Genomic DNA, 13297 nt, shown 5'->3' on the forward strand with positions numbered 1-13297 from the left:
TGTTGTTATGAAGCAATTTCTCCTTGTCGTTGCCGGTGCATTTTTTATGATGATAGCTCCTTCATGTTCAAAAGACAAGATGCAGCAGAAAGTAGAAGACCTAGTGGTGCAGGTAATGATTGACGGTGTATGGAAAGTGACCAAGTACGAAGAAGGAACCGATGATCAGACAGCACTTTTTACCGATTGGGAATCGCAGTTTTTTGAAAACAGGACATGTAAAGCAAAAAACATAGTAACCAACGTGGAAGTGCCGGGTACATGGGAAGGCAGTTATGCAACCCAAACGATGACAGGAAATTTCAATAATCATCCCCCCATCAATAAGCTGAACGGAACGTGGAAGATCATCAGGAGCAACTACACAGTAGGTGAATTTAGCCGCGAGTTGAACGGTGTAGTGTATAAGTTAAGCATTCAAAAAAAGTAATATAAAAGCTAAAATGAAGAAGTCCCTGCTCTGTGAGCGGGGATTTTTTTATGCCCCTATGAGTCAAAAAGTAGCTGGGCGGTAAAATAAATAGGTCGATTATAAGTTATAGAAGGGTATCCTATTCCCGATTTTGTATTAACCGAATTCCAGTAATTCTATGAAAGCCAGAAAAAGATGGCTGCAGTTGTTGCAGTTATTGCTTATTGTTTCTTTTGCATCCACTGCTTCGGCACAGTTAACAGCTAACTTTTCGGCTACAACTACCAGTGGTTGTCCTCCGCTGATCGTGAATTTCCAGGATCAGTCTACAGGCAATCCTACATCATGGCGGTGGGACCTGGGAAATGGTACACAATCAGTGGTAGCCAACCCTATAGGCACATACTTTGACCCCGGCACATATACAGTAAAGCTGGTGGTTCGCAATGTCAGCAACAATGCTGACTCTATTGTTCGTACACAATATATTACCGTGCATGCGCTTCCGCAGCCGGCTTTTACAGCTTCGGATACAATAGGTTGTTTTCCGTTACGAGTTCAGTTTACAGATAATAGTACTGCAGGTGCTGGCACCATAAGTTCATGGCAGTGGGATTTTGGTGATGGAAATATTTCTAACCAGCGTAATCCATTACATACCTACAATTCTGCAGGTAATTTTACTGTTATACTAAATACCGTTAACAGCTTTGGCTGCGCAAGGGTACTTACAAAACCTTTATACATCAGAACTACAGGTGGTGTAAGAGCAGATTTCACACATAGTAACCCTGCCAGTTGCCAGCCTCCTACACCCGTTAGCTTTACCAACACTTCTACAGGTACAGGTGTCATGAGTTATATATGGCATTTTGGTGATGGAAATACTTCAACCCAGGCAAACCCGGTGCATAATTACACTGCAGTGGGTGTATATACAGTTCGATTGATCGCTGTAAGTCCTAATGGTTGTACAGATACTATTGTAAAACCTAATTTAATAACCGTTGGTGCAGTGCAGGCTAATTTTACTCGTCCTGATACAGTATGTGTGGGTGCAGGAGCAAGATTTACAAATACTTCTACGCCTACTATTGTGAGCTCATATTGGACGTTCGGCGATGGAACCAACTCTTCTGAAAACAACCCACAAAAGGTTTATACAACTCCAGGTGTATACCAGGTAAAACTGGTAAATGATTTTGGTGCATGTAGAGACTCTATTACCAGGTCAATAGTAGTGGTAGCGAAACCAACAGCATCATTTACAGCTTCTGCTACCAACTCGTGCCAAACACCTTTTACGGTAACGTTTACCAATGCGTCAACCGGTGCTACAAGCTATAGGTGGACCTTTAGCAACGGCTTTTCTTCTACAGCACAAAATCCAACAACTACTTTTTCCCAACCAGGCAATTATACCATCACACTGATTGCGCGCAATGCATCTGGCTGTGCCGATACAATGCAGGTGGTGAGTATGATAACAGTTAGTCCGCCTAGAGTAACTGCTATCAACAACCTGAATGTGCGCGGTTGTATTCCTTATACTGTTACACCCGTAGCAAATGTTCAAAGTGCATATCCTATCGCTTCGTACAACTGGGATTTTGGAGATGGCGGAACCTCTACTGACATCAATCCTTCACATACTTATACGGTTCCGGGAATTTATACAGTGAAACTCGTAGTTACTACCAGCAATGGCTGCCGCGACTCAATGGTAGTGCAATCAGCAGCTATGGTGGGTAGTAAGCCAACTGCAAACTTTGCTGCAGCACCACTTGATGTATGTGCCTATGTCCCTGTTTACTTTGGTGATAGCTCTACCAATGGACCTATTCACGAATGGCTCTGGGATTTTGGTGATGGCGCTACATCTACTTTGCAGCACCCTAACCATTATTATGATGATACAGGTCACTTCACCATCAGGCTCGTGGTTTTCAACTATGGTTGTTCCGATACACTTGAACTAAGAGATTATGTTTACATAAGACCTCCTATAGCCAATTTCGATACTGCTTTTAATTGTAATGATCCGCTTACCCGCAGGTTTACCGACAGGTCAATTGGAGCAACAGCATGGTCATGGGAATTTGGCGACGGTAACACTTCTACTGTTGCTAGCCCTACACATACTTATGCTGCGCCCGGCGTATACCGCGTAAGGCTAACGGTGACCAATGGCAACTGTAGTCACTCACGTGAAAGAGATGTGATGGTGATAAATGAAGGTGGACAATTGCAGGTGTCGGATTCTATTGGCTGCCGCAATACCAACTTCAATTTCCATGTCGCGAATATCAATGGTGGAAATATTGCAAACTATACCTGGTTCTTTGATAGCATTACAGGCCCGGGTGTAGCAGGTGGAGCAATTAGTATGTCAAGGGTTTATACTGAAGCTGGTAATTACCCCGCTGCAGTAGAAATGACAGACTTGCTAGGCTGTAGAGATACTTTATTCACTCGTGTACCTGTGGTTATTTTTGGACCTAGAGCAGATTTTACAGCAACACCTAGTGGTACCTGTTTCAATACAGTGGTTACATTTCATGACGCTACTCAAACCGATGGTACTCACCCTGTAGTTAGTTGGACCTGGCACTATGGCGATGGTACAGTTACCAATTATACAGCGCCACCATTTACACATACATACACTAACAATGGCGTCTACGATAGTAAGCTTGTTGTAGAAGATAGCTATGGCTGTAAAGACAGTATCGTACGGAATAGTGTAGTTACTATATCGAGGCCGGTAGCTGACTTCAGCATTTCAGATAGTCTGAAGTGTCCTTCTGCTGAAGTGGCTTTTACAAACAATTCTACTGGTGGATTCGATGTTGCCTACCTGTGGAGCTTTGGCGATGGCAACTCATCTACTGACGTTAATCCGATATATGCATATCCAGCACAAGGAACTTATACAGTGAAGCTTGTAATGACAGATAGGTATGGCTGTTCAGATTCAACAGAAAGAACCATCAGGATATATAATCCTACAGCCAATTTTTTGATGAGCGATTCATTTTCAAGTTGTCCGCCATTGCTGGTAAACTTTACCAACCAGTCGGCTAATTACGTGGCTGTAAACTGGGATTTTGGTGATGGTGGTAATTCTCAATTGGAGAACCCATCGCGCATGTACACTTATCCTGGAATTTATAATGTAAGGCTTACGGTTACTAACACAGGAGGTTGTACTGATACCATCAGCAATACAATTACCATTCAAGGTCCTACAGGTGTATTTAGCTATTCGCCGCTAACTATATGTTCGCAGGGTGAGGTGAGCTTTACTGCTGTTGCAGATAATGCTGTAAACTACATCTGGGATTTCAATGATGGAAATATAGAATTTGGAACGCAGCCTACCACCACACACATGTACAGCAATGGAGGCACCTATTTTCCAAAGCTGATCCTAGAAGATGCAGCGGGTTGTAAAGTGCCTTTGGTAGGACTGGATACAATAAGAGTTTTAGAGGTACAAACGCATATACTGGCACAGCCGCGGTTGATCTGTGATAGTGGCATAGTTGCCTTTAGCGACAGTACCATAACAAATGACCCGGTGGCAAGCTACCAGTGGAATTTTGGTGACGGTGCTACAGCTACCGGTAGTAACCCTACGCATAACTATAACACCACTGGCTGGTTCAATGTATCGCTGATCACTACCACGCAATTTGGTTGCGCTGACACTGCTGTGTACAACAACTTCATTAAAATTGCTTCATCTCCACGCGTTACCATTTTAGGCGATACTGCCGCTTGTGAGCCTGCAGTATTCACCTTCCAGGGAGGTTTGGTTGCTCCTGATACATCTTCCATTTCATGGTCATGGAACTTTGGAAATGGAAACGTTATCCTGGGTCAAAATCCGACAGCACAATCGTTTGCTGCACCGGGTAATTATCCTGTTCAACTGTCAGTTGTAAATAGTGATGGGTGTACAGCTACGGTAGCTACAACTGCTGTTGTTCATCCACGTCCGGTGGTGAATGCAGGTATAGATACCACCATCTGCCGCTTCGATAGTTATACGCTTAATGCAACGGGTGCCAGTTCGTATACATGGGCAGCAAATTCATCTTTAAGCTGTACCGACTGTGCATCTCCTGTAATAACACCAACCGGAAGGGATACATACTATGTTACCGGCACTTCAGCATTTGGTTGTGTAAATTCAGACTCTGTCACGATCAATGTAAAACAGCCTTTCACTGTTTCTGTCAGCAGGAATGACACCCTGTGTGTGGGAGAGACAAGATTGCTGCATGCAAGGGGTGCAGAATTTTACAACTGGACACCAGCAAGATGGTTGGATAATCCAACAAGTGCCTCACCACGTGCAAGACCTGACAGTACCATTACTTATACAGTAGTGGGATCAGATGATCATGATTGCTTCACGGATAGTGCATTTGTTACACTTACTGTATTCCCAATTCCTAGAATTGAAATATTGAATGGCGATGTGATAACGATGATGGTAGGATCCAGTCAAACGATTAACACGCGTAGCTCTCCTGATGTAACCAGCTGGAGGTGGATGCCAAGCCAGTTTTTAAGTTGCGCTACATGTCCTCAACCAGTTACTACACCTAACCAGGAGATAACTTATTCTGTACTGGCTTCCAATGATGGTAGGTGTATAGCCCGCGACCAGGTGGTGGTGAAGCTGATTTGCGATAATGCCAACATCTATGTTCCTAATACATTCTCGCCTAATGGCGATGGCATGAACGATGTGTTCTATCCAAGAGGCACAGGATTGTATACAATCAAGAGTATGCGGATCTTCAACCGCTGGGGTCAAATGCTATTTGAAAAAGTGAATATATCAGCGAATAATGCATCGCAGGGTTGGGATGGAAAGTTCAATGGGCAGCAGGTACAGACGGATGTATACGTATATGTAATTGAAGCAATCTGCGATAACAATACCATTGTTCCTATCAAAGGCAACGTAACACTACTGAGATAGTAATTGCAGCCAGGAACTGAAGGAAATGCTTTATTTAAAAGAAGAAGTGCAAGCCACTTCCCGATCATATTACATGGATGGGAAGTGGCTTTTTTGCATAGCCTGCTCCTTTAGAGCATGTGTATAATCAGGAGGAATATCTTCTGCAATAGCTCTTGGTTCCTAACTATTTATTGCCCTTGTAGTACAGCTCTACATGTTGAAGGAAATCTCTGTTGTTTTCCAATAAAAGAGCAAATGGTGCGTTATACACTTATCCAATATCCGTCAATATGACCACTTTAACCAGGCTTTTCATGGTTGCTGTTGCTATAGTTATAGCTACTGCGGCCGGTGCACAGGACGTGCACTTTTCACAGTTCTTCGAGGCGCCACTATTACGTAATCCTTCTCTTGCTGGTATCTTTTCAGGAGACATACGCTTCCAGGGGGTGTACCGCAGCCAGTGGGGCAGTGTTACAGTTCCGTACAATACGGGTTCATTCAATTTTGAATACAAAAAACCAATTGGCCGTGGCGACGATTTTATCACCACAGGTCTCCAGGTGGTTTACGATAAAGCTGGAACAACCAACTTTACTACATCGAGCGTTTTGCCTGCTGTTAACTACCATAAATCTTTAAGCTCAGACAGGACCAAATATTTATCGCTTGGTTTCATGGGTGGACTAGTGCAGCGCAGGATCGATCGTAGTAAAATGACAACGAACAATCATTTTGATGGTCGTGGATACAATCCATCCTTGGCAGATGGAGAGACTTTCCTAAATCCGAATTATACCTATGTGGATGGAAGCGTAGGATTGTCGTTCAATAGCTCGATGGGTGCCAATGAAGAAGATAATTACTACCTGGGTGTGGCTTATCACCATTTCAATAATCCCAAGAACTCCTTTTACAAGAATCCTGAAATTGAAATGAACGCGAAGTGGGTAGCCTCTGCGGGTGTTCGGTATGCACTTAACGAAACTTCTTATTTCACCTTGCAGGCAGATCATACGGTTCAAGGTTCTTATTCTGAAACAATAGGTGGAGCATTGTATTCCTATAAATTAGGCGGAGAAGATTATGATAGCCCATTGTATACCGTGCATTTTGGCGCTTTCCTAAGGTGGAAAGATGCAATCATTCCGGTAGTAAAACTTGATTACAATCCATTTTCTATAGCCCTTAGTTATGATGTGAATGTAAGTGCTCTAAAAACTGCCAGCCAGAGCAGGGGCGGGATGGAATTGTCAGTAACCTATTCTGGTTTTTTCGACAGGGATAACAGCACCAGGAATGCGGTAGTTTGCCCAAGGTTCTAAGATTAAATATTACAAGCTTTAAGGTTTCTCCAAAAGAGAAACCTTTTCTTATTGGATGATTTTTTTCCTGTTGATCATTTAAGACTATTTTGCTCACTTAACAACAAAAGCAATGGAAGTAGGACAAAAAGTACCGGCAATCACTTTATTCAATACCGAAAAGCAGGAGGTTTCGCTCAATCAATTAGGCACAAATGCGTTGTTGTTGTTTTTCCCCCTGGCGTTTACCAGCGTTTGTACAGCTGAGCTGTGTGGAATCAGGGATGACATAATGCGGTACAAGAACCTCAATGCAACAGTTTATGGCATATCTGTAGACTCGCTCTACACACTTGCCAAATTCAAAGAAGAGCAGGGCTTAAATTTTCCTTTACTCAGCGACTTTAACAAGGAGGCGTCACGTGCCTTTGATGTACTATACGATACGTTTGCATTCGGCATGCAAGGTGTAAGCAAAAGAGCTGCATTTGTGATTGATAAAGAAGGAGTGGTGCAATATGCGGAGGTTTGTGCCAACGCCGGCGACCTGCCTGATTTCGCAAAAATTAATCAGTTGCTTGAGCAATTAAAGGGATAAGGGCACGTTATACTTAAGCCATCTATCACATATGTGGGTGATTTCTGGCTAAACTTTTGCATGGTGTGCAGTAAATACCTAATTTTATTTTATTGAGGGTGAGCGTATGAAATATATCTACTTAATCTTATTATTGAGCTTTTCACTTTTTGCCAATGCGCAAGCTGGCAAAGGTATAGATGCGCACCCGGAGCTTATGTCGGTAAAAGCTGTAAAGTTTTACCCAAATCCTGCAACTACAGTCATTCATTTCGAACTTCTTGACCGCTCTGAAAGGGGCTATACTTTGCAGATCTACAATTTTGTAGGTAAAAAAGTATTTGAAGCAGTTGAAATTGCCCATAAAACGACTATTCCTCTAAATGATTACTTCCGTGGCGTGTACATCTACCAGTTACGCGACCGTACGGGTAAAGTAGTTGAGTCAGGCAAATTCCAGGTGAAGTAATAGCGCAGGTATTTTCTTAAAACATAGCTTCCAGGTAATTATAGTTCCCATTAAAAGGGAAGACCCGATCCAGCAACTTTTTGATTAGTTTGCCAGGTCGGGTCTTTTTATTTTATCTGGTTCGAACTAATTCTTCTTAAAAACCAGCGTCAGGATTCTGGGTAATCCATTCCTGTTGTTGTCATCGAAGTATTCTTCTACTTCTACTATGCTGAAGCCATTGTTTCGGGCTGCTGACGTAAAGTCGGATATATGGTGGTTGAAGCAAGTAACCACATTCAATCCTTCTTCGGTTTCGAAGCGGGCTTTGGAGCCGCTATATTGTTTGAAAGGATGTAATTCACTTACATAAACAAAGGCATTGGCTTTGGTCACCCGATTTACCTTTTCAAAAACCTCGTCCAGGTTTTCTATATGCTCCAGTACAAGGCTGAAGGTTACCAGGTCAAACTCCTGCTCACTTGCAAAACTCCAGTCGCGGGTTATGTCAGCTTGTATAAAATTTACTTTACCTGGTATAGCCTTACTTTTTGCTTTTGAAAGCATTTCTTCAGAAAGGTCAATAGCTGTTACATGATCAGCTTTTGTAACCAGCCATTCAGTATTCTTACCAGTTCCACAGCCAACCTCCAAACAACTACTGAAGTCGATCTTGCTTAAGGTTGTTCTTAGCGATATCGCCTCCAGGTCCCTTGTTTTATTTTCATTGGTATCGTACTGATCTGCCCAGATGTTGTATGCTTCTTTAACGTTCATCATGTTATTGAAAAAGTTTTTAAGCAGATATTCAAAGTGCAGCTTTCGCTGCACTTCCCAATGTTTTTATTTCAGGTTGTGGTATACCTTCTGAACATCTTCGTCCTGCTCCAGGCGGTCTACCAATTCTAATACTTCTTTTGCCTGGTCTTCGGGTAGTTCTACAGTAGTGGTAGGAATACGTGTAAGCTCTGCACTCAATGCTGTAATTCCTTTTTCATCCAAGGCTTTACTCATTGTGCCAAATTCTTCGTAGGGCGTGCGCAGGATGATGTTGCCTTCTTCATCTTCTCCTATCTCTTCTAGTCCATGATCAATCAGCTCCAGCTCCAGTTCTTCCATGTCCAGCCCTTCATTCTTTATCTTGAATTCGCCCATGCGATTGAAGGTAAAAGCTACAGAGCCACTGGTGCCAAGGCTGCCATCGCTCTTCCTGAAATGCATGCGTACATTGGCAACGGTACGGGTAGGATTATCAGTAGCTGTTTCTACCATGATGGCTACACCATGAGGGCCATAACCTTCATACACTACTTCCTCGTAGTTGGTGATGTCCTTGCCCAGCGCTCTTTTGATGGCTGCTTCTACACGGTCCTTAGGCATGTTTACGCCCTTGGCGTTGATCATACAACGGCGAAGTGCAGGGTTAACATCAGGATCGGGTCCGCCAGCTTTTACAGCGATAGCTATTTCTTTTCCAATGCGGGTAAATTGTTTGGCCATGCGGTCCCAACGGGCAAACATGGTTGATTTACGTACTTCGAATATCCTTCCCATACAGGGTTTATTATTTAGATGAAATAATGGTTGATTAGAACCTGGTTGCTGCCGGAAGTGCTGCACAACGCGGTGCAGTACAAGTGAGTGACACAACGATGCCAGGTGAGGTTACAAAAGCTTGTTCCCAACTATATCTAACCGGTTTTAAGCGCTGCGAAAATACATTTATGGCTGAAAATAAAAAACCGCCCGAAGGCGGTTAGTATTTATTTCTTTTCGAAATCGGATGCGTGAGGAAGAATATCTCCCGGCACTCTCAGTTTGCTGTTTTTTCTGCTATATAAGAAATAGACCAACAACCCTAAGATCATCCAACCAAAAGCTACCTGTAACGTGCGGCTATCGATGGCTATGATCATACCAGCACAAATGATGGCACCTAAGAATGATACAACCGGTGCAGCTGGTGTTCTGAAAGGTCTTTTGATTTCTGGTGCTTTAACGCGTAATATCCAAACACCAATACTTACCAGTACAAATGCAAACAAGGTTCCAAAGCTGGTAAGATCACCAGCTACGTGACCTGGTACAAAAGCAGCAAATAATCCTACGAATACAAACAGTATCCAGTTGGCTTTGTAAGGTGTTTTGTACTTAGGATGTATTTCTCCAAAAGCTTTAGGAATAAGCCCGTCATTGCTCATGGTATAAAAGATACGGCTTTGTCCCATCAGCATCACAAGGATAACAGAAGAGAAACCAGCAAGAATAGCTATTGTAACAGCTGTGGAAAGCCACTCATAGCCAATCATATATTTTGAAATAGCATAGGCTACAGATGCTTCACGACCTTTTTCAGGATCTACAAAATCTGTCCATGGTGCTACACCTGTAAGTACGTGTCCAAAAAGGAGATAAAGAATAGTACAAACCAATAATGATCCTAGGATACCAATAGGCATATCACGTTTAGGATTTTTAGCTTCCTGCGCAGCAGTACTTACGGCATCAAAACCAATAAACGCAAAGAATACTATGGCTGCTCCTCCAAGTATACCACCCCATCCGTGTTTGAAGAAACCATTGTAATTCACGATTTCTTTGCCTGCATTATCTAGTACAGGTGGTGTACCTTCTGGTATCAGGTATGGTGTGTGGTGTTCAGGCTTTATGAATTGCCAGCCGATAGCAATGAATAATACAACAATGGCAACTTTGATAAATACAATGATAGCATTTACCAAAGCACTCTCTTGTGTCCCCCTGATTAGAAGAAGTGTGAGCAAAAACAATATAACTAAGGCTGGAGCATTAATGATACCCTGGTGTGTTATTCCGGCAGTATCAGTAAAACTCTCAAAAGGGGAGTGGGACCATTCATAGGGAATGCCGCCTCCTAACAGCTTGTTTAAATATTCACTCCATGCAATAGAAACAGTAGCGGCACCCAGTGCATATTCCATAATCAAGGCCCAGCCGATGATCCATGCTACCAACTCACCCATGGTTACGTACGAGTAGGCATACGCACTACCGGCAATAGGGATCATAGAAGCAAATTCGGCATAACATAAACCGGCAAATGCACAACCAACAGCAGCTATAATAAACGATATTGTAACAGCAGGTCCTGCAGCCTGCCCTGCAGCTGCGGCTGTACGGACAAAAAGACCAGCACCAATAATGGCACCAATACCAAGTGCTACCAGGTTGCCGGCGCCAAGGGTTCTTTTCAATCCCTTTTCGCTATCAGCAGCCTGCGCCATTATCTGGTCCAGGGGTTTCCTTGCAAATAAACTCATAAAGGTGTATAGGTTTTTTTATTAGCTGCCAAAATAAGGATTTATTCAAAACAGCCTATTTTTCTTTTGCCATTTCAGCTGTCTTTACAAGGCTGCAAGGCTTTCATTTTAAATACTATATTGCACGCCAAACAAAGTAGATACATGCACGATTCGCAGCCGTCAAAAAAGAACAGGCTTACACTGTATATAATAATAGCTTTAGTACTTGGAATTGGATTAGGATTTTTTCTCAACCTAAACTACGTAGCTGAAGAGAACACCACACTCGCCACTTCAGAAGCAAAACTGAAAGAGCTGAATTCCTCTATCAGGAATGCAACGGATACTACTTCGGCAGCATTTCGTTCGCTGCTGGCACAAAAGGCCGAGCAAGCTTCTATAAAAAATGAAGTGCTTGCTGCCCGCGATAAAAAAGTAGAACCTTTTTCTATACTTGCCGACATCTTCCTTCGCCTTATAAAAATGATTGTAGCGCCACTTGTATTTAGTACGTTGGTGGTAGGTGTAGCTAAAGTTGGCGATATAAAAGCTGTAGGTAGAATTGGTGGAAAGACTTTGTTATGGTTCGTGTCTGCATCATTACTTAGCCTGGCGCTGGGTATGGTGCTGGTAAATATATTTCAACCCGGTATTGCTATGAACTTGCCTGTGCCTGAGTTAGGCGAGGAAACTGGGATCAAAAGAGCTGTATTTAGCCTAAAGGATTTCCTGTATCATATCTTCCCTGCCAGTGTATTTGAAGCTATGGCCAAAAATGAGATACTGCAGATTGTAGTGTTTTCATTGTTTTTTGGTGTGGCTACAGCAGCTATAGGCGAACCAGGCCAATTGGTTATAAAAGCCTTTGATGCTATTGCGCATGTTATTTTAAAAGTAACAGGCTACGTGATGAACCTTGCGCCGCTGGCTGTTTTTGGAGCTATGACAGCTATCATTGCAAAACAAGGTATAGGCATTCTTACCACTTATTCCATATTCATTGGTGAATTTTACCTGGGGCTACTCATATTGTGGCTGGTGCTCATGCTGGCAGGTGGTCTGTTTATAGGTAAAAGAGTAATTACTCTGGTAAAGCGTGTTCGTGAGCCTGCCATACTTGCATTTAGTACATCAAGTAGTGAGGCTGCATTTCCTAAAACGATGATGGAACTGGAGCGATTTGGATGTAAGGATAAGATTGTGAGTTTTGTATTGCCGCTGGGTTATTCATTCAATTTGGATGGCAGTATGATGTACATGACATTTGCTTCGTTATTCATTGCGCAGTCCTACGGCATCCAACTTGATTTTGGTACACAGGTAAGTATGCTGCTGGTACTAATGCTTACAAGTAAAGGTATAGCTGGTGTGCCACGTGCTTCGCTGGTAGTTATTGCTGGTACTTTGGCAACATTCAATATACCAGAAGCAGGATTGGCCTTATTATTAGGCATAGATCCATTGCTTGATATGGGCAGAAGTGCTACCAATGTAATTGGTAATAGTATTGCTACCGCTGTAGTAAGCAAGTGGGAAAATTCACTGGAAGGAAATGTAGACCCTATAATAGATATTGATTAAGATTTTACTGAATAAATATGTTTGATATATTCCTGGTCACGTTTCGTGACCTTCTGAACCCGGAGTTTTATATACAGAATGGTGGCTTGTGGTTACTGCTCTTTATTGTATTTGCCGAGACTGGTTTATTTGCGGGTTTCTTCCTGCCTGGCGACAGCCTGCTGTTTGTTGCAGGCATTTATAGTTTTGAACTTGCCAACGAGATCATTACTACCAATAATGAATACATGGCCCTGCTGGTTCTAATGGCTTTAATAACCGTAGCCGGTGTGATTGGTAATACAGTTGGCTACTGGTTTGGTAGTAAAAGTGGCCCTTACCTCTTTAGAAGAAAAGATACCTTTTTCTACAAGAAGAAGTACCTGTTCCAGGCAAAGGACTTCTACGATAAGCATGGTGGCGGAGCTATCATATTTGCAAGGTTCCTGCCTATCATCCGCACATTTGCTCCTATAGTAGCAGGTATAGTAGGCATGGACAAAAAGAAGTTTGCTTTTTTCAATGTAGTGGGATGTATAGCATGGGTGGTGAGTATGATTGTTGCCGGTCACTTTTTATATACATTTTTCCTTAAACAATTCAACTTCGACCTGAAGTCGCACCTCGAGATCATTGTGCTTTGTATTGTTGCTGTAACTACGGTTCCTGTTATTATCAAGCTTGTGTTTGGTAAAACAAAGACCACTGTTGACGATCTGCCTAAATAACTTGCTTCC

At 42.6% G+C, this 13297-nt stretch carries 10 protein-coding genes; 7 read left to right on the top strand and 3 right to left on the bottom strand.

Going from position 1 to position 13297, the window contains the following annotated elements; genetic code table 11:
* The first annotated feature begins 7 nt into the window (after positions 1-7).
* The 5 genes from J4N22_RS04000 (at position 8) to J4N22_RS04020 (ending at position 7740) form a co-directional block, all read left to right on the top strand.
* The gene (locus tag J4N22_RS04000) at positions 8-430 is read left to right on the top strand and encodes a hypothetical protein (protein ID WP_207492410.1); all 423 of its coding nucleotides are present in this window, start codon (positions 8-10) and stop codon (positions 428-430) included.
* Between the two features lie 160 nt (positions 431-590).
* Positions 591-5408, top strand: coding sequence for a PKD domain-containing protein (locus tag J4N22_RS04005; protein ID WP_207492411.1), 4818 nt, complete (start codon positions 591-593; stop codon positions 5406-5408).
* Between the two features lie 272 nt (positions 5409-5680).
* Positions 5681-6715: a PorP/SprF family type IX secretion system membrane protein gene (locus tag J4N22_RS04010; RefSeq protein WP_242692052.1), complete on the top strand. Its 1035-nt coding sequence runs from the start codon at positions 5681-5683 to the stop codon at positions 6713-6715.
* A 112-nt stretch (positions 6716-6827) separates the two neighbouring features.
* Positions 6828-7292 carry a redoxin domain-containing protein gene (locus J4N22_RS04015; protein ID WP_207492412.1) on the top strand — a complete coding sequence of 155 codons (465 nt, stop codon included), beginning with the start codon at positions 6828-6830 and terminating at the stop codon, positions 7290-7292.
* A 106-nt stretch (positions 7293-7398) separates the two neighbouring features.
* Entirely contained in the window at positions 7399-7740 is a 342-nt protein-coding gene (locus J4N22_RS04020) for a T9SS type A sorting domain-containing protein (RefSeq protein WP_207492413.1), read from the top strand.
* Between the two features lie 126 nt (positions 7741-7866).
* Here the strand turns inward: J4N22_RS04020 and J4N22_RS04025 are convergent, their stop codons facing one another.
* The 3 genes from J4N22_RS04025 to J4N22_RS04035 form a co-directional block, all read right to left on the bottom strand.
* Positions 7867-8499 carry a class I SAM-dependent methyltransferase gene (locus tag J4N22_RS04025; protein ID WP_242692053.1) on the bottom strand — a complete coding sequence of 211 codons (633 nt, stop codon included), beginning with the start codon at positions 8497-8499 and terminating at the stop codon, positions 7867-7869.
* Positions 8500-8562: 63 nt separating this feature from the next.
* The gene (locus J4N22_RS04030) at positions 8563-9273 is read right to left on the bottom strand and encodes a YebC/PmpR family DNA-binding transcriptional regulator (protein ID WP_207492414.1); all 711 of its coding nucleotides are present in this window, start codon (positions 9271-9273) and stop codon (positions 8563-8565) included.
* 209 nt (positions 9274-9482) lie between these two features.
* Positions 9483-11018: an amino acid permease gene (locus J4N22_RS04035; protein ID WP_242692054.1), complete on the bottom strand. Its 1536-nt coding sequence runs from the start codon at positions 11016-11018 to the stop codon at positions 9483-9485.
* Positions 11019-11162: 144 nt separating this feature from the next.
* Here J4N22_RS04035 and J4N22_RS04040 point away from each other — a divergent pair, with 144 nt between their 5' ends.
* Together J4N22_RS04040 and J4N22_RS04045 are read left to right on the top strand one after the other, a co-directional pair.
* A complete protein-coding gene (locus J4N22_RS04040) occupies positions 11163-12581 on the top strand; it encodes a dicarboxylate/amino acid:cation symporter (protein ID WP_207492415.1) in 1419 nt (472 codons plus the stop codon).
* A gap of 17 nt (positions 12582-12598) precedes the next feature.
* On the top strand, positions 12599-13288 hold the full coding sequence (locus J4N22_RS04045) for a DedA family protein (RefSeq protein WP_207492416.1): 690 nt from the start codon (positions 12599-12601) through the stop codon (positions 13286-13288).
* Positions 13289-13297 lie beyond the last annotated feature (9 nt).

The sequence above is a fragment of the Aridibaculum aurantiacum genome, from assembly GCF_017355875.1.
Taxonomy (GTDB): Bacteria; Bacteroidota; Bacteroidia; order Chitinophagales; family Chitinophagaceae; genus Segetibacter; species Segetibacter aurantiacus.

Coding starts and splice junctions, on each gene's coding strand:
- J4N22_RS04030 (WP_207492414.1), bottom strand. CDS start 9,273: ATGGGAAGGATATTCGAAGTACGTAAATCAACCATGTTTGCCCGTTGG.
- J4N22_RS04000 (WP_207492410.1), top strand. CDS start 8: ATGAAGCAATTTCTCCTTGTCGTTGCCGGTGCATTTTTTATGATGATA.
- J4N22_RS04025 (WP_242692053.1), bottom strand. CDS start 8,499: ATGATGAACGTTAAAGAAGCATACAACATCTGGGCAGATCAGTACGAT.
- J4N22_RS04045 (WP_207492416.1), top strand. CDS start 12,599: ATGTTTGATATATTCCTGGTCACGTTTCGTGACCTTCTGAACCCGGAG.
- J4N22_RS04035 (WP_242692054.1), bottom strand. CDS start 11,018: ATGAGTTTATTTGCAAGGAAACCCCTGGACCAGATAATGGCGCAGGCT.
- J4N22_RS04005 (WP_207492411.1), top strand. CDS start 591: ATGAAAGCCAGAAAAAGATGGCTGCAGTTGTTGCAGTTATTGCTTATT.
- J4N22_RS04015 (WP_207492412.1), top strand. CDS start 6,828: ATGGAAGTAGGACAAAAAGTACCGGCAATCACTTTATTCAATACCGAA.
- J4N22_RS04040 (WP_207492415.1), top strand. CDS start 11,163: ATGCACGATTCGCAGCCGTCAAAAAAGAACAGGCTTACACTGTATATA.
- J4N22_RS04020 (WP_207492413.1), top strand. CDS start 7,399: ATGAAATATATCTACTTAATCTTATTATTGAGCTTTTCACTTTTTGCC.
- J4N22_RS04010 (WP_242692052.1), top strand. CDS start 5,681: ATGACCACTTTAACCAGGCTTTTCATGGTTGCTGTTGCTATAGTTATA.